This is a genomic window from Sorangium sp. So ce117, from assembly GCF_051524395.1.
GTDB lineage: Bacteria > Myxococcota_A > Polyangia > Polyangiales > Polyangiaceae > Sorangium > Sorangium cellulosum_B.
In genome coordinates this window covers 3,448,512-3,470,245 of the sequence record NZ_CP150309.1, presented here as the reverse complement: position 1 = coordinate 3,470,245, position 21,734 = coordinate 3,448,512, and the positions used below count along the sequence as shown (strand labels likewise).

General features: G+C 72.3%; 19 protein-coding genes. 5 read left to right on the top strand and 14 right to left on the bottom strand.

What is annotated here, in order from left to right:
• Positions 1-62: 62 nt before the first annotated feature.
• The 6 genes from WMF46_RS13110 to WMF46_RS13085 form a co-directional block, all read right to left on the bottom strand.
• Entirely contained in the window at positions 63-1,397 is a 1,335-nt protein-coding gene (locus tag WMF46_RS13110; RefSeq protein WP_437985925.1) for a hypothetical protein, read from the bottom strand.
• Positions 1,398-1,431: 34 nt separating this feature from the next.
• Positions 1,432-3,261 carry a molecular chaperone DnaK gene (gene dnaK, locus WMF46_RS13105; protein ID WP_437985924.1) on the bottom strand — a complete coding sequence of 610 codons (1,830 nt, stop codon included), beginning with the start codon at positions 3,259-3,261 and terminating at the stop codon, positions 1,432-1,434.
• 160 nt (positions 3,262-3,421) lie between these two features.
• Positions 3,422-5,302, bottom strand: a complete 1,881-nt coding sequence (locus WMF46_RS13100) for a DnaJ domain-containing protein (protein WP_437985923.1) — start codon at positions 5,300-5,302, stop codon at positions 3,422-3,424.
• 84 nt (positions 5,303-5,386) lie between these two features.
• Positions 5,387-5,989 carry a hypothetical protein gene (locus WMF46_RS13095; RefSeq protein ID WP_437908826.1) on the bottom strand — a complete coding sequence of 201 codons (603 nt, stop codon included), beginning with the start codon at positions 5,987-5,989 and terminating at the stop codon, positions 5,387-5,389.
• Positions 5,989-6,843 (bottom strand): hypothetical protein, encoded by an 855-nt coding sequence (locus WMF46_RS13090; protein ID WP_437985922.1) that lies wholly within the window; start codon positions 6,841-6,843, stop codon positions 5,989-5,991. Before WMF46_RS13090 ends, WMF46_RS13095 begins: the two co-directional genes overlap by 1 nt.
• Positions 6,840-7,502: an RNA polymerase sigma factor gene (locus WMF46_RS13085; protein WP_272103245.1), complete on the bottom strand. Its 663-nt coding sequence runs from the start codon at positions 7,500-7,502 to the stop codon at positions 6,840-6,842. Before WMF46_RS13085 ends, WMF46_RS13090 begins: the two co-directional genes overlap by 4 nt.
• A gap of 319 nt (positions 7,503-7,821) precedes the next feature.
• On the opposite strand from WMF46_RS13085, the gene WMF46_RS13080 reads away from it, so the two are divergent.
• The 3 genes from WMF46_RS13080 to WMF46_RS13070 all read left to right on the top strand — a co-directional run bounded on the left by WMF46_RS13080 (position 7,822) and on the right by WMF46_RS13070 (position 11,044).
• A complete protein-coding gene (locus tag WMF46_RS13080) occupies positions 7,822-8,826 on the top strand; it encodes a rhomboid family intramembrane serine protease (RefSeq protein ID WP_437985921.1) in 1,005 nt (334 codons plus the stop codon).
• Between the two features lie 93 nt (positions 8,827-8,919).
• Positions 8,920-9,621 (top strand): PA14 domain-containing protein, encoded by a 702-nt coding sequence (locus WMF46_RS13075; RefSeq protein WP_437985920.1) that lies wholly within the window; start codon positions 8,920-8,922, stop codon positions 9,619-9,621.
• 121 nt (positions 9,622-9,742) lie between these two features.
• Positions 9,743-11,044 (top strand): GTP-binding protein, encoded by a 1,302-nt coding sequence (locus tag WMF46_RS13070; RefSeq protein WP_437985919.1) that lies wholly within the window; start codon positions 9,743-9,745, stop codon positions 11,042-11,044.
• A 32-nt stretch (positions 11,045-11,076) separates the two neighbouring features.
• On the opposite strand, the gene rodA is transcribed toward WMF46_RS13070, so the two are convergent.
• The 8 genes from rodA to WMF46_RS13030 form a co-directional block, all read right to left on the bottom strand.
• Positions 11,077-12,213 (bottom strand): rod shape-determining protein RodA, encoded by a 1,137-nt coding sequence (rodA, locus tag WMF46_RS13065; RefSeq protein WP_437985918.1) that lies wholly within the window; start codon positions 12,211-12,213, stop codon positions 11,077-11,079.
• Positions 12,210-14,165 (bottom strand): penicillin-binding protein 2, encoded by a 1,956-nt coding sequence (gene mrdA, locus WMF46_RS13060; protein WP_437985917.1) that lies wholly within the window; start codon positions 14,163-14,165, stop codon positions 12,210-12,212. The genes rodA and mrdA overlap by 4 nt, the downstream gene beginning before the upstream one ends.
• Complete coding sequence (locus WMF46_RS13055) at positions 14,162-14,686, bottom strand: hypothetical protein (protein ID WP_437717395.1); 525 nt, start codon at positions 14,684-14,686, stop codon at positions 14,162-14,164. The genes mrdA and WMF46_RS13055 overlap by 4 nt, the downstream gene beginning before the upstream one ends.
• Positions 14,687-14,690: 4 nt before the next feature.
• Complete coding sequence (mreC, locus tag WMF46_RS13050) at positions 14,691-15,548, bottom strand: rod shape-determining protein MreC (protein WP_437985916.1); 858 nt, start codon at positions 15,546-15,548, stop codon at positions 14,691-14,693.
• A gap of 149 nt (positions 15,549-15,697) precedes the next feature.
• The gene (locus tag WMF46_RS13045) at positions 15,698-16,732 is read right to left on the bottom strand and encodes a rod shape-determining protein (protein ID WP_276598056.1); all 1,035 of its coding nucleotides are present in this window, start codon (positions 16,730-16,732) and stop codon (positions 15,698-15,700) included.
• Positions 16,733-16,845: 113 nt separating this feature from the next.
• Positions 16,846-17,007, bottom strand: a complete 162-nt coding sequence (gene rpmG / locus WMF46_RS13040; RefSeq protein ID WP_012235039.1) for a 50S ribosomal protein L33 — start codon at positions 17,005-17,007, stop codon at positions 16,846-16,848.
• Between the two features lie 195 nt (positions 17,008-17,202).
• On the bottom strand, positions 17,203-18,153 hold the full coding sequence (locus tag WMF46_RS13035; RefSeq protein WP_437985915.1) for an RNA recognition motif domain-containing protein: 951 nt from the start codon (positions 18,151-18,153) through the stop codon (positions 17,203-17,205).
• Between the two features lie 518 nt (positions 18,154-18,671).
• Positions 18,672-19,625, bottom strand: coding sequence for a prolipoprotein diacylglyceryl transferase (locus tag WMF46_RS13030; protein ID WP_437985914.1), 954 nt, complete (start codon positions 19,623-19,625; stop codon positions 18,672-18,674).
• Between the two features lie 272 nt (positions 19,626-19,897).
• Between WMF46_RS13030 and WMF46_RS13025 the strand changes: the two genes are divergently transcribed.
• Together WMF46_RS13025 and WMF46_RS13020 are read left to right on the top strand one after the other, a co-directional pair.
• The gene (locus WMF46_RS13025) at positions 19,898-20,434 is read left to right on the top strand and encodes a MogA/MoaB family molybdenum cofactor biosynthesis protein (RefSeq protein WP_437985913.1); all 537 of its coding nucleotides are present in this window, start codon (positions 19,898-19,900) and stop codon (positions 20,432-20,434) included.
• Positions 20,431-21,648 (top strand): molybdopterin molybdotransferase MoeA, encoded by a 1,218-nt coding sequence (locus WMF46_RS13020; protein WP_437985912.1) that lies wholly within the window; start codon positions 20,431-20,433, stop codon positions 21,646-21,648. Before WMF46_RS13025 ends, WMF46_RS13020 begins: the two co-directional genes overlap by 4 nt.
• Positions 21,649-21,734: the final 86 nt, after the last annotated feature.

Sequence of the window (21,734 nt, the reverse complement as noted above, 5' to 3'; positions counted from 1 at the left end):
GGGGACGCGGCGGTCCGCTCGGAACGATGAGGCGGCGCCGCGACGTCAGGCGAGGCCGGCGCCTAGACGCTGCAGACGATCCCCTCCTGCACGAGCTCGTACAGGAGCCGCAAGGCCTCGAGCGACTGCATGCCCGACACGTCGAGGATCTCGTCGATCGAGCTGTAGCCGTCGATGCACGAGAGCAGGAAGCCCGCGCGGTGATCGAGGTTCAGCGAGCGGAGCTGATCCGGCGACACCGCGAGCCGCAGCACCCGCGAGCCGTCCCCGAGGCGCGACTGGTACATCTGCCGGAGCATCTCGACGCAGCTGTCCGCGTACTGCCGCGCCATCCAGTCCTTCGGGTTCTCCTCGAGCAGGCCCTCCGCGAGGATGAGCGCGCCGCCGAAATCGCCCTGATCGAACCGGTGCTGCATCTGCTCCCGCGGCCCCTGGGCGCTCAGCTGGGGCTCGGTCGCGCGTGAATGAACCCCCTTGTCGACCTTCGCGACGGCCGCAGGCGCGCGCTCGGTCTCGGATCGGCGCGGAGCGCGCGCCGCGCCCTGCGCCTCGCCCGAGACCCTGTACGAGGTCGAACCGGCGAGCGCCCCCGTCCCGCCGCGGAACGCGGGCTCGTCGTCCTCCACGAGCAGGCCGTAACGGAGCGTGCCGGGCGGCGGCGTGATCGGCGGCTCGTCCATCGGAGGGCCCGGCTCCTCGAACCCGAGATCGAGGCGGAAATCGATGCCCAGCGGCCCGCCGTCGTCCGGACGAGGGACGCGCCCCTTCGCCGCCGGGGGGACGTGGACGTCCCGCGCATCGACCGGCGGGCCACCGAAGACGTCGATCTCGCCAAAGCTGCGCGGGTACGACGGGCTCGGCTCGCGCAGGAGATCGTCGTCGAGCTCCGACCCGAAGTCGCGCTCGGCGTCGAGCGATCCGAACCCCATCCGCCCGCCGGGCCGCGACGGGACCCCGGGCTCGTCGCACTCCAGGCCGAGCCGCGCCGCCTCTCGGCCGGAAGCGCCGTGTTTGCCCGAGAACGAGGAGCCGGGCGGCGGCTCCCAGGGGATCGTCCTGCGCGGCGGCGGGACGGGCGGGTACCCCTCCGGCGGAAAGGTCTCCGGAGGGCGCTGCCGCTGGGCGGTGATCTCGGAGCTCGAGTGAGAGCGGCGGGTCATCATCTTTGCCACGTAGTCGCTGACCGGGATCGGCGGCGGGAGCGTGATCTTGCCCTCGCCGTCCGGCTGCAGAGGCGTGCCGGCGGGCGGGGTTTCCATGCGGGGTGAGCCCTTCTCCTCGCGGGCGAGCGCGGCGAGCGCGAGGAGCTCCTTCGAGGCGACCGGTTGGGTGTCCTCGAGCTCGTCCACCTCGTCGAGCCCCCAGGAGGAGTCCAGGGTCTTGGAGTCAGGCGGCACCGACCGCATCATCTTCCCTCATCGCGGCCACCCCTCACCCCTGTGGCCTGGCTACGACACCCTTGAACATCCGGTGGGTGCGCGAGAGCGCCTCCATCTGCTCCTTGACCGCGGCCGCGTCGCGCCGGCCGATGGCCTGACGCGAGCGGTCCACGATCCCGCGCGCCTTGCCGATGGCGTCGCGGCCGAAGTCGCTGGACGCCACGATCTGCTCGACCTGCGGGAACATCCGCTCGATCTCGGCGATGAGCTTCTCGGCCTCCTGCCGGACGCCCTCGAACTGGTCGCTCGCGCGGCGATCGACGAGGTACTCCTTCGCCGCCTCCATCATCTCGCCGACCTCCTCCTTCGTGAGGCCGCTCGACGCGGTGACCTGGATCGACTGCTGCTGGCCCGTCTCCAGATCCTTCGCGCTCACCGAGACGATGCCGTCGCTGTTGATCTCGAACGTGACCTCGATCTCGACCTGCCCCTTCGGCGCGCGGCGCAGGCCGGTGAGGATGAACTCGCCGAGCAGCTCGTTGTCCGTCGCCTTCTGGTGCTCGCCTTGCATGACCAGGATCTTCACGGCGGTCTGGTTGTCGCGGCTCGTCGTGAAGATCTTCGACCGGCTCGTGGGCACCGTGGTGTTCTGCGGGATGAGCTCCTCGAAGTTCGACCCGAACGTCATGATGCCGAGCGCGTGCGGCGTGACGTCGAGCAGGATCATCTGCTTCGTCTCGTCCACGAGCGCGGCGCCCTGCACCGCCGCGCCGAGCGCGACCACCTCGTCGGGGTGCACCCCCTTGCACGGCTCGCGCTCGAAGAAGTCGCGGACGGCCTCCTGCACCCTCGGCATGCGCGTCATGCCGCCGACGAGCACGACGTCCTCGATCTCGTCGCGGTCGAGCCGCGCGTCCTCGAGCGTCTGGCTGCAGATCTCGACGCACCGCTCGACGAGGTCCTCGCACAGCTCCTGCAGCGTGGCCCGCGAGAGCGTCCGCTGGAGGTGCAGCGCCTCGTTCCGCGCGCTCGAGATGATGAACGGCAGGTTGATCTCGGTCTCCAGGACGCTGGACAGCTCGCACTTCGCCTTCTCGGCCGCGTCCTTGAGCCGCTGGAGCGCCATGCGGTCCTGCCGCAGATCGACGTCGTGCTGCTCCTTGAAGCCCTGCACCAGCCAGTCGATGACGCGCGCGTCGAAGTCCTCGCCGCCGAGGAACGTGTCCCCCGCCGTGGCGATGACCTTGAAGACCCCGCCCGCGCCGATCTCGAGCACGGAGATGTCGAAGGTGCCGCCGCCGAGGTCGAAGACGGCGATCGTCTTCTCGACGTTCTTGCCGAACCCGTACGCGAGCGCCGCAGCCGTCGGCTCGTTGACGATGCGGATGACGTCGAGCCCCGCGATCTGGCCCGCGTCCTTCGTCGCCTGCCGCTGGTTGTCGTTGAAGTAGGCGGGGACCGTGATGACCGCCTTCGAGACGGGTTCGTTGAGGTAGTCCTCGGCGAACAGCTTCATCTCCTGGAGGACCATCGCGCTGATCTCGGGGACCGAGTACGTCTTGTCGCGCAGCTGGATGCGGACGTCGCCGTGCGGCCCCTCGACGATCTTGTACGAGGCGGTCAGGATCGCGTTCTTCACCTGCGGGGACGACCACTTCCGGCCGATCAGCCGCTTCGCGGAGTAGACCGTGTTCTCGGCGTTGGTGATCGCCTGCCGCTTCGCGATGTGCCCGCAGAGCCGCTTGCCGGCCTCGGTGATCGCGACCATGGACGGCGTCGTCTTATACCCACCGCGATTCGGGATGACGGTCGGGACGCCCTCCTCGACGATGGCAACGCACGAGTTCGTGGTGCCAAGGTCAATGCCGATGACACGCTCCATCGATGCCGCTGCTCCTCTTGTGATCTTCGGCCCGAACGGCCGCTGAGGCCACGATGCTAGACCGTTTCGCGGAGCCGAGCGGGCCAATCGTGCGCCGCCCATGCGGAAGGCGCCGCCCCGGGCCTGCCCGAGGCCGGCGCGCCTTCTGTAAGGGCCGGCGCTAGACTTGCTTCCCCTGCTGTTTGGCCTGCTCGCGCGCCTGCGCGACGAGACCGCGCAGCCTACCATCGTTCCCTGCGAGCTCGGCGGCGCGCTCGAGCTCGCCGGCCGCGCTCTTCGCGAGCCCCGCGGCCGCATACGACAGCGCGAGCGTGATCCGGTACTCCACGGAGGTGGGCACGAGCTCCACCGCCCGCCGCGCAAACTCCACCGCCCGCCGCGAGCTCTCCCCGGCCTGGAGCGTCGCGTGCGCGACCCGCTCGTGCGCGCCGGCGTCGTCCGGGCGGCCGTTGCACACCTTCACGTAGCTCAGCGCCGCCTCGACCCAGCGGCCGTTCTGTGCCTCGTACTCGGCCTGCTTGAGGTACCCGTCCGCCAGCGCCACCGCCGCGAGGCGCTCCACCTCGGCCGACGCCCTCTGGAGCTCGGCGTCCTCCGGAGCCAGCGACGCGGCGATCCGGTACGCGTTGGCCGCGCTCGCGAACTCGCTCCGATCGAGCGCGGCGCGAGCCACGTCGGAGTACCGCGCGATCTGGCTCCGGAGCGCCTCGTTGCGGGCGTTCTCGTAACGCGCCTTGAGCGCCTCGACCGCCCGAATCGACTCCGGCGAACGCACGCCGGAAGGGGTCTTCGGCGGCGCCGCGGGGGCGCCTGCCGAGGCAGCCGGCGCGACGGCCGCTCCAGGCGCAGCCGTCGCCACAGGCGGCGGGGTGGCCGCCCGAGGCGCAGAGGTCACCGCGGCCGACACGGCGGCCATGCCAGGCGCAGCCGGCGCGGTGGCCGCCCGAGGCGCAGCGGTCGCCGCGGCCGGCGTCGCAGCCGCCCCGGACGCAGCGGCCACCGACGCAGAGGGCGCCCCCGGCGGAGGGCGCCTCAAGCCTCCGGTGAGCTTGCGCGCGAACGTCTCACGCCGGTCCTTGGCGGTGGGAGCAGGCGCGACAGGCGAGGCCGGCGCTGCGCTCCGCGCCGGCGCGCCTCCGCTCTCGGGCGAGCCTCCTCCTGCGGGCGGCTGCGCCGGCGACGGCTGAACCGGCGCGGCGGCACCGGAGGACACAGCGGACGCGCCCTGCCCTGCGGGCGCGCGATCGGAGGAATAACGCCCGGGCGACGCGCCCATGTCGCGCGGATCGGCGAACGCGGCGCGCACCGTGGCGTCGACGGCGGTCGTTATCGTGGCGATGTCGCGCGGCGTCTGCTCGATCAGCGCCGCCATCGTCCGGTTCTTGTGGGTCTGCTCGAGGTACGCGTCGTACTCGGCGCGCCGCTGCTTCGACGTCAGCGTGTCGTGCGCCAGCGTGATGCGCGTGAAGAGGGCCTCGATCTTCGGCTTGTAGGAGCCGAGCTGCTTCCGGAAGTAGGTGTCCGGATGGAACTCCGGCGCGAGCTGGTAGTAGGCGCTCTTGATCTGCTTCTTGTCCGCCTGATCCGCGACGCCGAGCAGCGCGTAATAGCTGAGATCCTCGAGGCGGTAGTAGAGGTCGAGGATCCGCCGCTTCCGGTCGGGGGCGAGCTCGACCGGCTCATCGAGCTCGGCGGGATCGTAGAGCGGCAGGGACTCCATCTGCTGCAGCGCGTCCCGGCCGAGCGGAGCGGCCTCGGCCCCGGACGGCATCGTCTTCTCCGGATCCACCGCGGCCGCGCGCCGCGCGGCGTCCCGCGGCGGAGGCTGTCCGGAAGCCTCCCCGTCCAGGAGGATCGCGCCGAGGTCGCGCAAGCGGCGCAGCGCCTCGACGGTATCGACGTGCGACATTCCCGTGATCAAGGACAGATCCCGATCCGTCAGGACGCCGTCGATGCGGGACAGGAGAAACGCCTCCGCGGGTTTCAGCGGGAGCGATTTGAGATCGTACCCGGGCTTCGGCCTTGGAACACGGAACGTCATCGGGTCGAGCAGCGGCCCCCTCGCGCTCGAGTCTAGCGACGAACGCGCGCCCGTCGCAATTGCAGACCACGGCGAGCGCGCCCTTCAGCGCGGCTTTTCCCCGGGGCCCGCCAGGGCCTCGGTGATCACCTGGTCCTGGATCGAGATCGCCCGCTCCAGCAGCCCGACCGCCCGCGCGCGGGCCTGCGTCGCCGCCTCGCGATCCCCCTTCGCTTCGAGCGCCTTCGCGCGGCGCTCCTCGACCACGCCCGCGACCTCGTAGAGGTGGCCTTGATAATGAGAAGGCGCCGGCGCCAACCGGAGGCCCGCGTCGATGTCGCGCGCCGCGGCGTCGAACTCGCCGGCCTCGCTCCGGAGCTCCGCCAGCCGGGCGTACGTGTCCGCCGTCACCTCGGCGACCTCCGGCGGCGCCCCCGGCGGCCTCGGCGCGGCGATGATCCCCTCCAGGGCGCGGAGCGCAGCGGCGCGATCGCCCGCGCCGAGCGCGACGTCGGCGGCATGGTGCGCCGCGCGCGCCCTCGAGAGGAAGGCGAGGAGCGTGGGATCGACGACCTGGGCCGGGGCGCACGCGCACGCCGGATCGCCCTGGCCCCCGGCAGCGCGCGCCCGCTCGTCCCCCGGGGCGCACCCGAGGTGCGCCGCCGCGAAGAGCCCCAGGCAGACGGCGACGAGGCGCGGGCCCCGCATCAGCGCACCCCCCACGCGGCGTAGCGGTTCTGGCGCAGATCGGACGCGCGCGCGGCGGCGATGCGATCGATCCGCTCCGTCTGACCGCCCTCCCGCGGAAAGGGCGCGGCCGGATCGAAGAGCGCGGCGGTCGAGCGCGCCTCGATCAGCAGGGGCCGCGCGGCGAGCGCCGCGGCCGGAGCAGCGGCCCCGGGCGCGCGCGCGAGGGAGGCGCGCTCCTCCCTGATCTGGCCGACGATCAGCGCCACGGCCGCCGCGGCCGCGGCGAGGGTCGAGAGCGCCGCCATCGTCACCGGCGCGATGCGCCGGGGGCCGCGCGCGGGCGAGGCGCGGAAGGCCCGGTCGATGAGCGCGCGCCCCGGGAGCTCCGGGAGCGCCGCCGGACGCCACGCGGCCCGGAGCGCGACAGCGAGCTCCGCGAGCTCGTCGCGCGAGTCAGGCGAGCCGAGCGCCCCCTCGCCGCCGGAGCCGCCGCCGCGCCCCGGTCCGCCGCCGGACGCGGCGCGGGGCTCCAGCGCCTCCCGCAGGCGCTCGGCGGCGCGCAGCTCGGCCTTGGTCGGCGGCGCGCCCTCGTCGCCGAGCGCGCGCGCGAGCAGCGCCTCGTGGTCCGCCCTGTCGAGCCCGGCCGGGCGGGCCGCCGCCCTGAGCGCGTCCGCGAGCGGGACCTCGCCGCGATCGAGCGCCTCCGCGAGCGCGCGCGCCGCGCCCAGCTCGTCGTCGGACGCAGGCGCGACGGGCTCCGCGCCGGGCACGACGAGCGCGAGCCGCCGGCCGCGATCCGCGCCGGCGCGGCGCTCCAGGGGCCCGTCGCCGGCCGGCGGCGAGCGCGGATCCGAGGGCGGCCGGGGCTTCATCGCGCGCCTTCCTTGCGCTCCGCGCGCGGCGCGGCGAGCGCCTTCTTCAGCGCGGTCATGGCGCGGTGCAGGACGACATCGAACGTCGCCACGCTGACCCCGAGCGCGAGGGCCACCTCGTCGCGGGGCCGCTCGTCGAGCACCCGTAGCCGGATCGCCTCGGCGTAACGGGGGTTGAGGCGCCCGAGCGCGTCCTCGACGCGCGCCCGCGCGTCGGCGAGATCGCGCTTCTCGCAGAGCTCGGCCTCTCCGCGCGCGGTGAGGTCGGTCTCCGCGGCGTCGATCTCGCGCTGGAGATCCTCGGGCTCGAAGAGCGCCTCGCGGCGGCGCGCGCGGAGCATGTCGAGCGCGATGCGCAGCGCGATGACGCGGAGCCAGGGATAGATGCCGCAGCTCTGCCACTGGAACTGGTAGAACCGCTCGATCACGCGCGCGTACGTCTCGGCCAGAGCGTCCTGCGCGGCCGCGTCGGAGCCGAGGCGGGGCAACAGCACCGCGCGGTACAGCGCTGGCCCGTACTTGCGGAGCAGCTGCCCGAGCGCGAGGCGATCGCCCTGCGCCGCGCGCTCGCACAGCAGGCGCTCCGCCTCGAGATCGGGCCTCGCTGCTGCCACCGCCGTCACAGCGGCGACGATACCCGGACGCAGAACGGAGCGCACCGGTGTCCGCCTCGCGCCCCTCTCCGGCCGGCGCGCCCCGCGGGGAAGGAGCGCCTGCGCGCGGCCGGCGAGCCGCCGCGGGCCCCCCGCGAGGAGGGCGCGCGGCGGCTCGCCAGCGGCAGGCGGAACCGAACGCGGGAGGGCCACGGCATTCACCCCTCGACAACGGCCCAAACCCGTGGACCTTACGGCCAGGAGCCGCCACATTGTGCCGGCCTCCACGCCGAGCGTCCGGCGTGAAAGGAGCCCAGGTGACCCTCGATACAGCGTTCAGGTCCCCCCCACACCCCGGCGCCGGGCAGCGCTTCGGGACCGCCCTGTGACGGCGGGGCCGTCCGGAGAACGGAGGCGCTCGCAGCACTGCGCGCGCTGCGGCGCCCTCAACGGCGGCGACTTCAGCCGCTGCATCCGCTGCGGCGCGCCGCTCCTCGCGCCTCCCGCCCACGCCGCGCCCACCCGAGGACGCCTCGACGGGCGAAGCCTGCTCGCGACCAAGATCCTGGGCGGGCTCACGGCGTTCGTGTTCGTCGGCCAGCTGATGGCCGCGCACTCCCGCGATCTCGGCCTCCTCTCGGCGTGGGACACGTCGAGCTACCTCCGCTTCGGCGCGCTCCTCCTCGCGCCCGGCGTGCCCTTCGAGCCGTTCCGGCTGCTCTCCGCGGTCTTCGTCCACATGGGCGTCCTCCACTTCGGCATGAACATGGTGACGCTCGGCATGCTCGCCCGCGCCGCCGAGCCCGCCGTCGGCTCGGCGCGGTTCGCGATCGCGTACGTGCTCACGGGCCTGTTCGGCTTCGGCGCGAGCGCCGCATGGAACCTCTTCGTGCAGCCCGAGGTCGTGTGCACCGCGGGCGCGAGCGGCGCCGTGTTCGGCGTGATGGGCCTCCTGCTCGGCTGGCTGCTCCGCCGCCGCGATCCGCGATGGAAGGACCTCGCGCTCCAGGCCGTGTTCTACATCGTCCTCTTCGGCTTCGTCGTGAACGCGTCGAGCACGGGCGTCCGCATCAACAACGCCGCGCACATCGGGGGCCTTGTGAGCGGCGCGCTGCTCGGGCTGACCTACGCCGGCCCCGCGCGGGGCCGGTACGAGGGCGTGATGAACGCCGGCGCGCTCGCCAGCGTGCTCGCCTGCCTCGCCGCGCTCGCGCTCGCCCAGCGCTCGCCGGTCTGGCGCGCCGCGGAATCGCTCGACGGGAACGCGCGGCAGGAGGCGCCCGGGCCCGCGCTGCACGGCCAAGCCAAGGGGCTTCCCGAGGACGCGCTCGAGGCGCTCGGGGCTCGACCGGCGGGCTCGCTCGTGCCGGGGGCTCCTGACGCGACGTGACGCTGATTGCGGCGCACGGCTCGAACGTCTAAGCGCCATCCTCGCATTCACGTGGGGGCGGGCCAATCCGTCCGTTCCCTCTCAGGAGACGTCATGGTCCGAACCTCGTCGCACATCGCCTCGTGCGTGCTTGCCGCGTCTCTGCTCAGCGGCTGCCATGTCACCATCCAGAGCGGCAACACGCCGACAGAGGCCTCGCCGCCGCCCCCGCCGCCCGCCAAGAAGGCCTCCCGGACGCGCAAGCCGGCCAAGCCCGACCCGGAGCCCGAGCGGCGCAGGACCCCGAAGTGGCGCCTGCCCACGAACAACGCGCCGCGCATCACCGCCCCGAACGTGTTCGGCAACGGGGAGGGCGGCGCCTTCCGGGGGCTCGCGTACGTGATCCCCGAGAACACCCAGAAGCTCCCGACCTTCGACGGGCTCGTGCCGTTCGCGGTGCTGTTCACGGACAAGTTCGAGGTGAAGTCGCAGGACTTCTCCGGCGGCTTCCCGGGCGCGCTCGCGCAGAACGAGTGGTTCGCGCTCCGGTTCGAGGGCGAGTTCAAGGCGCCCCAGGAAGGCGTGTTCCAGCTCAGGCTCACCTCGGACGACGGCGCGGTCCTCTACATCGACGACAAGCGCGTGGTCGCGAACGACGGAGTCCACAGCGCGAAGACCGTGGACGGCGAGGCCCGCCTCACGGAGGGGACGCACCGGCTGCGGCTCGATTACTTCCAGGCGCAGCGCGGCCAGGTCGCGCTCACGCTCCAGATCGGCCAGAAGGACAAGTTCGAGCCGCTCGTCGGCCTCCGCTGACGGCGCGCCGCGCCGGCCGCGCCTCCGGTGCCCCGCCCTGGCGGGCGCGCGGCTGGCTTTCATGCGCCCGCGCACACCCCGACGCTCTCGTTCGCCTTTTCGTGTATCGTCGCCGCCGCCCATGGCGTCGGTGAACCCACTGTCGCGCGAGCTCGTCTTCAAGATCGTCTATTACGGGCCCGGCCTGGGCGGCAAGACGACCACGCTGGAGTACTTGCACGCCACGGCGAAGCCCGAGTACCGCGGCAAGCTCGTCTCCCTCGCGACGCCGGTCGATCGAACGCTCTACTTCGACTTCTTGCCGGTCCGGCTCCCGCAGCTGCGCGGGATGAACGTGAGGCTCCAGCTCTTCACGGTGCCAGGGCAGGTCTACTTCAACGCGACCCGGAAGCTGGTGCTCACGGGCGCCGACGGCATCGTGTTCGTCAGCGATTCGCAGGCCGTTCGCGCCGACGCCAACATGGAGAGCATGGAGAACCTGCGCGAGAACCTCGCCGAGCAGGGGCGGGCGCTGGAGCATGTCCCGCACATCTTCCAGCACAACAAGCGCGATTTGCCCGATTTGCTGCCGCTCTCGGAGCTCGACGCGATGTTGAACCCGTCCCGCGTCTTCTCGCTGGCCACGTCGGCGAAGACGGGGCTCGGCCTCTACGAGGGGCTCGAGGAGATCAGCGCCGCGGTCCTGCGCGCCTTCGAGAGCCGCCTGCCCGACGCGATGGGGAGAGGTCTGGGCGGGTTCGACGCGATCGAAGGCGGGCTCGCCACCGCCCTGCGTGACGCGTCGCCGCCGCCGTCGGCGCCGCTCGACGCGGTGATCTCGCGGCTCGCGCCGCCCAGCAAGCCGTGGTCGACGATGCCGCCAGACTCGACGATCGGCGATCCGAGCGAGGGCGCCGCCGCGCCCGGCGTAGCCGTGTCACCTGGCGGTGAGCTCGCGCCGCGCAGCGCCGGCGTCAGGGATCCGGTGAGCCGCGGGCTCCCGTCGTCGCTGCGGCTCGCCGCCCGGAGGCTGGTCGCGCCGGCGGACGCCCCGGCGACCGCGCGCGCGGACGGCCCGTCCGCGGCGACGAGGCACCTCGCCCAGCCGGGCCTCTCGTTCGTCGCGCTCTGGCCGACCGCCGAGCGGGAGGCGATCGCGGAGATCGAGGCGACGATCGCCGCGGAGCGGTATGCCGTCGCGCTCGAGCGCTGCGACGCGCTCGTCGCGGGGATCTTCGACAAAGCGGCGGAGCTCGCGGGCTCGAGCGGCGCGGCGCGCGATCCAGCGACGGTGCCGGCGCTGCTCGGCCTGGACGGGCGCCGCTACCTCGGCTTTCGCGCCGTGGTCCGCAGAGCGCGCGCGGGCGGCGAGATCACCGAGCGCGACGCGCTCAAGGCCTTCGCGTTCGTCCTCGAGGCGCGGCTCGCAGAGAGCGCGATTTGAGCCCACGCGGCGGGCGCACGCTCGCCGCGCCGTCAGAGCCGATCGAGCGAGGCGACGCCGGAGTAGCGGCGCATCGACACGCTCATGAGGAGCGCGATCGCCACCATCACCGTGGTCACGCTCGATCCGCCGTACGAGAACAGGGGCAGCGTGACGCCGACGACGGGCAGCACGCCCGACGTCATGCCGAGGTTGATGACCGCGTGCCAGAAGATGATCGCCGCGCAGCCGACGCCGAGCACCGCGCCGAAGCGATCCTTCGCCATCGACGCGATGCGGATCCCCCACACGACGAGGAACGCGTAGAGGCACACGAGGACGATGCACCCGACGAACCCCCACTCCTCGGCGAAGACAGGGAACGGGAAGTCCGTGAACTGATCCGGCAGGAAGAGGAACTGGTTCTGGGTGCCCCGCAGGTACCCGTTGCCGAACAGGCCGCCGTTGCCGATCGCGACGCGCGAGTGGTGGGCGTGCCAGCCGCGGTGCAGGAGATCCTCCTCGGGGTGGAGGAACACGAGCACGCGCGCGCGCTGGTAGTCGAGCAGCACGTACTCCCAGACGATCGGGATCGCCACCGCGATGGACACGACGAACAGCGCCGCGCTCCTCCACCGCACGCGCGTGACCGCCGCGATCGTCAGGAAGACGAATACGAGGATGAGCGCCGTCCCCAGATCGGGCTGCTTGAGCACGAGGAGCGCAGGGACCGCCGTCAGCGCCGCCGGGATCGCCAGATCGCGGAGGGTGCGGCCCTCGTTGCGCGGGTCGTCGTGCAGGAACTTCGCCAGCGCGATGACCAGGAACACCTTCATGAACTCGCTGGGCTGGAACCGGAACGCGCCGAACTCGATCCACCGGGCGGAGCCGCGCACGTCGCGCGCGAGCACGAAGACGAGCGCCAGCGAGAAGACGCCGAACGTGTAGAACACGTAGCCGAGGCGCTCGAGGTGCCGGTAGTCGAGCGCGATCAGCACGCCGCCGATGATGCCGCCCATGAACAGCCAGTACACCTGGCTGATGTAGAGCTCCGCGCGCGCGCCGGAGTAGACGCTCGTCGCGCTGTAGAGGTTGACGACGCCGAGCACCGCGATGGCCACCGCGGCGATGAAGAGCGGCCAGTCGAAATGATCGCGATCGCGCGAGGAGAGAGAGTCACCCCGGATCATGGCGTGCGCCCCGACGCGGCGGGCGCGCGGCCCGCGCTGCTCTTGCCCGCGCGCGGCCCCTCGTTCGGGCCGCCGCGGCGCTCCTTCGCGAGCTCCTGGTACGCGCGGACGACCTCGAAGGCGACCGGCGCCGCGTGCTTGCCGCCCGTGCCGCCGTGCTCGACGAGCACGACCACGGCGACCTCGGGCGAGCGCGCCGGCGCGTAGCCGGCGAACCAGGCGTGCTCGCGGTTGAAGTACCAGACCCGCTCGGCCTCGACGCCGCGGGTGAGCCGGTGCGAGACCTGCGCGGTCCCCGTCTTGCCCGCCATCTCCACGCCCGCGACGCGCGCCTTGAACGCCGTGCCGCCCTCCTCGTTCACGCCGGCGACCATCGCCCGGTGCACGAGGGAGAGGTTCTCCGGCCGGATGTCGATCTGGCGGCGCACGCGCGGCGTGAACTCCTGGACGACCGTGCCGGCGCTCGTCTCGACGGCCCGCACGATCTGCGGCTGGTACAGCGTGCCGCCGTTCGCGAGCGCCGCGTACGCGAGCGCGAGCTGGAGCACCGAGACCGTCGTCGCGCCCTGGCCGATCGCCGCGTTCAGGCCGAACCCGAGGCGGAACTGGCCCTTGTTCCGGAGCGTCATCCACGCCCGGGTGGGCATCCTGCCCCCCGCCTCGGCGTTGATGCCGAGCCCCGTCCGCGCGCCGAGCCCGTAGCGCTGGCCCATCTCCGCGATGACGTCCATGCCGACGCCGTACTCCGCCGCGAGCCGGTAGAAGTAGACGTTGCACGACTCGGCGATCGCCTGCTGCATCGCGACCGGCCCGTGCACGTGCGTGCACCGGAAGGTACGCTTGCCGAACGTCAGCGCGCCCCGGCACCGAGAGGACTGGCGGGGATCGATGAGCCCCTTCTCGAGCGCCGCCAGCGCGGTGAACGGCTTGAACGTCGAGCCGGGCGGGTAGGCCCCGGACAGCGTCTTGTCGAGCGCGGGCTTCAGCGGATCCGAGTAGAGCCTCCGGAACGCGTCGCGGATGACCTGCTTCCCCGAGCCGCCGGAGAGCGCGTTCGGGTTGTAGCCGGGCTTCGAGTACAGCCCGAGGATCCGCCCGGTGCGCACGTCGATGACCGCGACGCCGCCAGCGAGCTCGCCGCGCATCGCCTTGTCGATCGCCTTCTGGATGTCGGCGTCGAGCGTCAGCCGGAGATCGCGGCCGGGGATCGGGTCCACCCGCCGCGGCTCCTCGATGATCCCGTCGCCGCCCGTCCTGCGCCGCCCCTTGGCGTCGACGAGCACCTTCTCCCAGCCGCGCGTGCCGCGCAGGTAGCTCTCCCAGGCGCGCTCGATGCCGGTGACGCCGATGCGATCGCCCTCGATGTACCCGACGCTGCGGAGCGACGCGAGCCGCTCGGCGTCCACCTCGGCCATGTAGCCGAGGACGTGCGAGCCGACCTCCTCGTACGGGTAGTAGCGCACCGGGACGGGCACCACGTCGACCCCGGGCAGTTCGGCGTCGTGCGTCGCCAAGGTCGCCACGGCGTCGCGCGAGATGTCCTCCTTGAGCAGGATCTGCTGGTTCTTGCGCGGGCCCTCGTCAGCGCGGATCGAGGTGATCAGCGCCTCGAGCCGCGCGCGCTCCTCGATCCCGATGCCGAGGTACTCGACGAGCTTCGGCCAGATCGTCTCCATGTCGAGGCGCCGCGGGACGACGTAGACGTTGTACGACGGCCGGCTCGCCGCGAGCACCTTGCCGTTCTTGTCCCGGATGATCCCGCGCGTGGTCGCGAGCGTCACGCGCCGAACGATGTTCTCGCGAGCGATGGCCTTGTTCTCGTCGACCTCGAGGATCTGCAGGTAGAACAGGCGCCCGAGGAGCACCATGAATCCGACGACCATGCCGAGCGCGATCCACCGGAAGCGCCGGCGGAACTCGCTCACGTCGGAGCGCTGGACGAGCAGGCTCACCGCGGGCTCTCCCCTGGCCGCGGGACGTTGATCGTCGCCTGGTGCACGCGCTCGGCCAGCCGGAAGACGAACGGCGCGAACAGCGCCGTCGAGACCGCGTGCGGCGCGACGAGCCGGGCGAGCGCGCGGGTGCGCGCCGCGTCGCCCCCGAAGATGGCGGTGAGGATCACGATGAGCACCCCCTCGACGAGGCCGAAGACGAAGGCCAGCGCGATCTTCGTGAGGAGCGTCTGCGCGGAGAGCCGCACGCCGGCCGCTCGCGAGACGACGAAGGTCGCGACGGTGATGAAGGTGAACAGGCCGACCGGCGCGCCGGTGAAGAGATCGAGCAGGTACCCGAGCAGGAACGCGAGCGCGGCGCCCCGCGCGATCGAGTACTCGTGCACCCCCATGAACACGACGAGCGGCAGGAGCAGGCTCGGCGTGGAGCCCGGGATGTTCAGCTTGCCGATGAGCCGGAACAGGTTCGACTGAAGGATCAGCAGGGCGGCCCCCATCGCCAGGAACGCGGAGTTTCTCATCGCGTCACCTCCGCTGCGCCTGGGGGGGCGTCTCCTCCGGAGGCGTCGTCGTCACGATGAGCACCTCCTCCAGCCGGGAGAAATCGACCGCCGGCGCGACGTACACCTGCTGGTAGATGCCGAAGTCGCGGCGGACGACCTGCGTCACGGTCCCGACGGGGATCCCCTTCGGGAAGCGCCGGCCGACGCCGCTCGTCACGAGCAGATCGCCGACCTCGATCTCGTCGGTGCGCTGCACGTACTCGACGCTGCAGGAGTACTTGCTCTCGTCGCCCGTGCCGCGGACGAAGCCGCGCGCGCCGGTGCGCTCGACCACCACGTCGACGCCGCTGCCCCCGTCGACGACGAGCCGCACGTCGACCGTGTCGCCGGCGCTCTTCAGCGTGGTGCCGACGACGCCGTCCGCGGAGAGGACCGGCAAGTTGGAGCCGATGTCCCGCGCCTCGCGATCGAGCGTGACGCGGACCACCCGGAAGAAATCATTGGTGCTCTTGCCGACGACCTGGGCGCTCACCACGTCGGTCCGGAGGCTCTGGCGCAGGTCGAGCAGCCTGCGCAGGCGGCGGTTCTCTTCCTCGAGCGCCTCGAGCTTCCGCACCCGCTCTCGGAGGCGGGAGATCTGCGAGCCCTGCCTGGCGTTGTCTTCCTTGACGTCGACCAGGTAGATGTAGTCGCCCCAGAGGTTCGAGATCCCGCGCGCCAGCGTCGCGGCCGCGTACTGGATCGGCGCCGCGATGCTGATGATGATCCGGTCGGCCCCCGTGTTCTGCTTGGGGTCGCGCATGCTGGCGCGCAGGAACCAGAACGGCACCGCGAGCGCCAACAGCACGATCACGAAGTCGCGGTAGCGTTTGAGGTTCACCGTGGCTCCCGGACCCAGGTAGTACGAGGCGCCCCGCGAGGCCACCCCTCTCGACGCCGCGCGCGGCGCCCACCCCGGCGCGGGGCGGCTCGCCGCGCGCCGCAAACACCCCCGCCGGCGTGCTCACGGGCGGGACACGAAGACGACCCTCAGCTGATCGTGACCTCTTTCAAGAGCTCGAGGTGATCCAGCGCCTTGCCGCTGCCGAGCACCACGGCGCTGATCGGGTCGTCGCACACCATCACGGGCAACCCCGTCTCCTCGCGGAGGAGCACGTCGAGGTTCTTGAGGAGCGAACCGCCGCCGGTGAGCACGATGCCCTTGTCGACGATGTCGGCCGCCAGCTCGGGCGGCGTGCGCTCCAGCGCGATGAGCACGGCGTCCACGATGGCGTTCGTCGGCTCGCTCAGCGAGTCGCGGATCTCGTCGGAGTTGACGACGACCGTCTTGGGGATGCCCGCGACCATGTCGCGCCCCTTGACCTCCATCGTGAGCTGCTGCTCGAGCGGGTACGCGTTGCCGATCGTGATCTTGATGCGCTCCGCGGTCTGCTCGCCGATGGCCATGTTGTACTTGCGCTTCATGTAGGCCATGATCGACTCGTCCATCTTGTCGCCGCCGACGCGCACGCTCTGCGAGTAGACGATGCCGGCGAGGGAGATCACGGCGACCTCGGTCGTGCCGCCGCCGATGTCGACGACCATGTTGCCGCTCGGCTCGGTGATCGGCAGCCCGGCGCCGATCGCGGCCGCCATGGGCTCTTCGATGAGGTAGACCTCGCGCGCACCAGCGCCCTCGGCGCTCTCCTTCACCGCCCGCTTCTCGACCTCGGTGATGCCGAACGGGACGCAGATGATGATGCGCGGCTTGACGAGCGTGCGGCGGTTGTGTGCGCGCGCGATGAAGTACCGGAGCATCGCCTCGGTGATCTCGAAGTCGGCGATGACGCCGTCGCGCAGCGGCCGCACCGCCTGGATGTTGCCGGGGGTGCGACCGAGCATCTCCTTCGCCTCGCGGCCGACGGCGAGCACCTTCTTGCCGCCGCGAGCATCGCGCTGGACGGCGACCACCGAGGGCTCGCATGACACGATCCCCTTGCCCTTCACGTAGATGAGGGTGGTTGCGGTGCCGAGATCGATCGCGAGATCGTTCGAGAACAGGCCGTAGAGCCAGTCGAAGATCATCGCTTCGCCCTAGAAAGGAAAGAGGTTAAGCCGAGCACCGCGGAGGATGCAGCAACCCGACCAGGCGCCCGCTTGCGCGGGCCCGGCGGCAGCGGCCAGCGGTGCAGCGTGGCTTAGCCCTTCGAGATCTTGCCTTCTTTGTGCTCGGTGTGCTTGCGCTCGGTCGGGCAGAACTTCTTGATGACGAACTTGTCCGTCATCGTCCGCTTGTTCTTCGTCGTGTGGTAGTTCGCGCGGCCACAGTTGCCGCACGTCAGCTTGATGATGTCGCGCATCGGAGGTCTCCGAAGACAGGGCCGACCTGTTTCCACAGGCGGCCCTGGTTGAACCTAGGCACGGGCAGCACGGGAAGCGCTAGCACCGCAACCGGCGGGGGGCACCAGAGGACGTGTGTCGGATCAGCGACGCCCGACCGCCCGTCTGGAGGGCGCTACCCTACGAGAAACGATGCAGTTGTCAACCGGGAGCGCTCATTCGTCGTCCCAGTCGTCACCGGTGCGGCCGCGATCCCAGTTCTTGTTGTTGCTGCGCCGGCCGCCAGCACCAGCGCCGCCACCGGCCCCGGGAGGACCGTCCCCGTCGTGAGCGCCGCGCCGCCGGCGATCATCGAACGTCTTGCGCGCAGGCGGCGGAGGAGCTCCACCACCGCCGCCACCACCACCACCACCGCCGCCGGCGAAGCCGCCGCCGCCGCCTCCGCCGGCGAAGCCGCCGCCACCACCGCCGAAGCCGCCGCCACCACCGCCGAAGCCGCCGCCACCGCCGCCGAAGCCGCCCGGACGGTCCGCTGGCCGCTCCCCCTTCGGGTGAGCGAGGTTGACGACGAGCCGCCGGCCACGCACGTCCACGCCGCGCAGGGCATCGATCGCGCCGCGCGCCGCCTCGGCGCTCGCCATCGTCACGAAGCCGAACCCGCGCTTGCGACCGTCAGGATCCATGGGGAGGTGGACCCGCACCACCGGACCGGCGCCGGTCGAGCCGATGAGCCCCTCGACTTCCTCGACGCTCGCGTCGTAGGGGAGATTGCCGACGTAGAGGGTGCGATCGGGCGCTGCAGCCAGCCCGCCGCCGCCGCCCATACCGCCACCGCCGCCAGGGCCACCTGGACCGCCGCCGCCGGGGCCACCGCCGGGGCCCATCGGGCGCCCCTCGCGCCGCGGCGGCTCGGCCTGGAAGGGGCGGACCGAGATGGACTTGCCGCCCTGAAATGAACCGTCGAGCGACTCGCGCGCGGCGTTGGCTTCGCCGGTCGTCGAGAGTGTGACGAAGCCGAACCCGCGCGGACGACCCGTCGCGCGATCTTTCGGAAGACTGACCTCGACGACGTTGCCGCCGGTGGCCTCGAAGAGCTGCCGCAAAACGTCTTCGGTGATGGAGTCGGGCAAGCCCGCCACGAACAACTTACGCGAATCTTCAGCCATTGTAGAAAAACCTGGGGTTGGCCCCTGCGTTCCCTCTTATTTGGTCCACTCGCTCCGTGATCGATATCGATGACGCGGAGCCTTTCGCGAGCGCGCCTCGGTCGCTCCTCCGTCGGCGGAAGGAGCGACCGAGCTCAATCGAGCGAAGGTCGGCGGGCCGACCCTCTGGTGCAAACTCCACCCCACGATATCTGGCGCCCCTGGCGCGTCAAGGGACCCGCCACGGGCGGGCGAGCCAAAATGAAGGCCCGGAAGGAGCCGTCCGTGGACCCTCCGCGCCCCTCCGCGCCTTCACCCCTCACGCGAGCGCCGGTCCGGAGGACCGGGGCGCCGGTCCAGGCGACCAGGGACCCCGCAGCGCGCGCTCCGTCACAGGCGGGCGTCGCCAGACCGGCGCTCGGGAAACCCAGCGCTCGGGAAGGCCGAGCGGTCCAGCGCCGCCCAGCGGATGAGCGCATCGCGCGGCGTGGATCTGCCCGAAACCCGAAACGACCGGTCCAAGGCGCCCAGGTGCGGGATCACCTCTCGGCCCGGGCGCGGGAGGCCCGAGGCGCCTCGGCCTCATCGTCCTCGTCGGACGGATCGTCGTCCGCGACGCGCGAAGCGCCGTCCAGCGGGCTCGCCTCGGCGCTCGACGGCTCGCCGCGCGCCGCCATGCGCAGGAAATAGAGCCCCACCGCGAACAGACCGAAACATGCCCACTGCGCGGGAGTGAGACCGGCATAACGCGGATCGCCGCCGACGACCGTGCCCTCCCGCTCGCGCAGGAAATCGAGCGCGAACCGCACCGGAGCGTAGGCGGTGCACATGATCCCGGTGTAGAAACCGAGCGGACGATGGGGGTTCCGGCGCCAGAGCACCGCGAACGCGATCGCGAGCGGGATCGCGAGCACACACTCATATAGGCCGAGATCGAACCGGCCGACGTGTCCCGTCCCGAGCGGGTATTGGACCGCGAACCATGCGTCGGAAATACGGCCCGGATGATCGTGGACCGACGCGCAGCCCGCGCGCCCGAAGACCCACGCGAGCGGAAACGCGCTGCTGACGACCTCGCAGTAGGGCATGATCCGCTCGCGGCGATAGAAGCGCCACGCGAAGGCGCCGATCAGCGCGCCGGTGAAGCCGCCGAAGCTCGACAGGCCGTCCCAGAGCGCGAAGAGGTAGAGAGGATCTCGGGCGACCCGCTGCGGGTGATAGAAGATCGCGTCGAGGACGTGCCCACCGATGAACCCGGCCGCCACGACCCAGAAGATGAACTCGCTCATCTTCTTCTCGTCGAGGCGCCGCTCGCGCGCGTGCCGCGTGGCGACCACGGCGCCGATGTAGACGCCGAGCGCCACCAGCGTGCCGAACGGCTTGATCGAGGGCGGCTTCGCCGGATCGATGAGCTGCCCCACGAGCGGGATGTGCTCCAGGAAAGCGAGCGGGATCTCGGGGAGCTCGATGTAAGGGATCAGAGGGCCTGACACGTCGCTCCCCTAGCGCAGCGACGAGGCGAAAGCCATCCGCCGTCGATGACGTCGGAGCGACAAGGCCGCGCCACGCGCGGCGGGGGCGCGCTGAGGGCGGCGGGGGCGCCAGAGACGCGAGGCCGCCTTCGCCCGGTCGAGCGCCGCGCCGCCGCGCCACGAGGCCACCGCGCCCGCGCGAAGTCCGCCGCGACGTCGCGCCGGTGTCGTCAAGAGTTCGCCAACCGCGGGAAGAGTTCGCCAACCGCGGGGGACAGGCGTAAACCTGCCGCATGAGCCGCTCCCCCGTGCGCGTCGCCACGCTGACGCTCAGTGACACCCGCACCCTCGACGACGACGAGGGCGGACAGCTCCTCGGCGAGCTCCTGAAGCGCGCCGGCTTCTCCGTGACCTCCCACGCCGTCCTCCGCGAGGAGCCCGAGCTGCTGCGAGCGGCGATCGCTCAGATCGCGGACGCGGGCTCGGCCGACGCGGTCGTCACCACAGGCGGAACCGGGATCGCGCCGCGCGACCGGACCCTCGAGGCGCTCGCGCCGCTCTTCGAGAAGACGCTCGACGGCTTCGGCGAGGCGTTCCGGCGCCTGAGCTGGGACGCGATCGGGCCGAACGCCATCCTGTCGCGCGCCGCGGCCGGCGTCGCGCGAGGGCTCGTGGTGATCGCGCTTCCCGGCAGCCCGAAGGCCGTGGAGCTCGCCGTCACGCAGATCATCGGCCCCGTCCTCGCGCACGCGGTCACGCTGGCGTCCGGCAGGGGCGGCCACCACCACCGGCCCCCGCAGCCCGTGCAGGGCGAGGAGCAGCGCGGATGATCCCCTTCGAAGAGGCGCTCGATCGGCTGCTCGCGACCGCTGCCCCGGTCGGCCCCGAGCGGGTGCCGCTCGACGACGCGGCAGGGCGCGTGCTCGCCGAGGACATCGCGGCCGCCGACGCGATGCCCGCCTTCGACTACAGCGCGATGGACGGCTACGCCATCGCCTCGGCCGACCTCGCGGGCAGCGGGCCCTTCCGGCTGGCCGTCCGCGGCGAGAGCGCGGCCGGCCGCCCGCTGCCGGCGCTCCACCCGGGCACGGCGTGCCGGATCTTCACCGGCGCGCGGCTGCCGCCCGGCGCCGACACGATCGCGCCGCAGGAGGACGCCGCGCGCAGCGGCGACGAGATCACCCTGCAGGAAGCGCCGCGGGCGGGCGCCTGGGTGCGCCGCCGGGGCGCGGACCTCGCGGAGGGCGCCGTCCCGCTGCGCAGAGGAGCGCGGCTCACCCCGGGGAAGGTCGCGCTCGCGGCCGCGCTCGATCGCCCGAGCGTCCTCGTCGCGCGCCGCCCCGTGGTCACGGTGATGTGCTCCGGCGACGAGCTGCGCGCGCCCGGCTCGCCCGGCCCCGCCGGCACGATCCCGGAGTCGAACAGCTACTTCATCGCCGCGACCGCGCGCGCGGCGGGCGCCGCGGTCCGCATCGCGCCGTTCGTCCCCGACGACGCGGCGCGCGCCGCCGAGGCGGTGTCGACGGCGCTGCGCGGGTCCGATCTCGTGGTGACCGTCGGCGGCGTGAGCGTCGGCGACCACGACATCGTCCGCCCCGCGCTCGAGGCAGCCGGCGTGTCGCTCGATTTCTGGCGCGTCGCCATCAAGCCGGGCAAGCCGCTCGCGGTGGGGCGCGCCGAGCTCTCGCGGTGCGGCGTCGTCCACGTGCTCGGGCTGCCAGGCAATCCGGCCTCGGCCTCGCTCACGTTCGTCCTCTTCGGCGTGCCGCTGCTCCGTGCGCTCCAGGGCGACGCGGCGCCGCGGCCGCCCCGCGTGATCGTCCGCGCGGACAGCGCGCTCCGGCGCCAGACCGGTCGCGCCGAGTTCCTCCGCACCCGCCTCGACGCCTCGAGCGGCGAGCTCGTCGCCCGCATCGCCGCGAACCAGGCGTCGGGCGCCGTCACGAGCTTCGCCGAGGCCGACGCGCTCGTCCTCGTGCCCGCCGATCGGGAGCGCATCGACGAGGGCGATCGCCTCGAGGCCATCCGCCTCGCGGAGATCTGATCGCGCGCCGCGCAATGCCGCGCATTGCCCGCAGCGCGCGGCATTGCCTCCAGCGCGCGGCATTGCCACGCGGCCGGCGAATTTAC

Coding starts and splice junctions, on each gene's coding strand:
- rpmG (WP_012235039.1), bottom strand. CDS start 17,007: ATGCGCGACATCATCAAGCTGACGTGCGGCAACTGTGGCCGCGCGAAC.
- WMF46_RS13070 (WP_437985919.1), top strand. CDS start 9,743: ATGGCGTCGGTGAACCCACTGTCGCGCGAGCTCGTCTTCAAGATCGTC.
- WMF46_RS13035 (WP_437985915.1), bottom strand. CDS start 18,153: ATGGCTGAAGATTCGCGTAAGTTGTTCGTGGCGGGCTTGCCCGACTCC.
- dnaK (WP_437985924.1), bottom strand. CDS start 3,261: ATGGAGCGTGTCATCGGCATTGACCTTGGCACCACGAACTCGTGCGTT.
- WMF46_RS13025 (WP_437985913.1), top strand. CDS start 19,898: ATGAGCCGCTCCCCCGTGCGCGTCGCCACGCTGACGCTCAGTGACACC.
- WMF46_RS13090 (WP_437985922.1), bottom strand. CDS start 6,843: ATGAAGCCCCGGCCGCCCTCGGATCCGCGCTCGCCGCCGGCCGGCGAC.
- WMF46_RS13045 (WP_276598056.1), bottom strand. CDS start 16,732: ATGATCTTCGACTGGCTCTACGGCCTGTTCTCGAACGATCTCGCGATC.
- WMF46_RS13100 (WP_437985923.1), bottom strand. CDS start 5,302: ATGACGTTCCGTGTTCCAAGGCCGAAGCCCGGGTACGATCTCAAATCG.
- WMF46_RS13055 (WP_437717395.1), bottom strand. CDS start 14,686: ATGAGAAACTCCGCGTTCCTGGCGATGGGGGCCGCCCTGCTGATCCTT.
- WMF46_RS13095 (WP_437908826.1), bottom strand. CDS start 5,989: ATGCGGGGCCCGCGCCTCGTCGCCGTCTGCCTGGGGCTCTTCGCGGCG.
- rodA (WP_437985918.1), bottom strand. CDS start 12,213: ATGATCCGGGGTGACTCTCTCTCCTCGCGCGATCGCGATCATTTCGAC.
- WMF46_RS13020 (WP_437985912.1), top strand. CDS start 20,431: ATGATCCCCTTCGAAGAGGCGCTCGATCGGCTGCTCGCGACCGCTGCC.
- WMF46_RS13075 (WP_437985920.1), top strand. CDS start 8,920: ATGGTCCGAACCTCGTCGCACATCGCCTCGTGCGTGCTTGCCGCGTCT.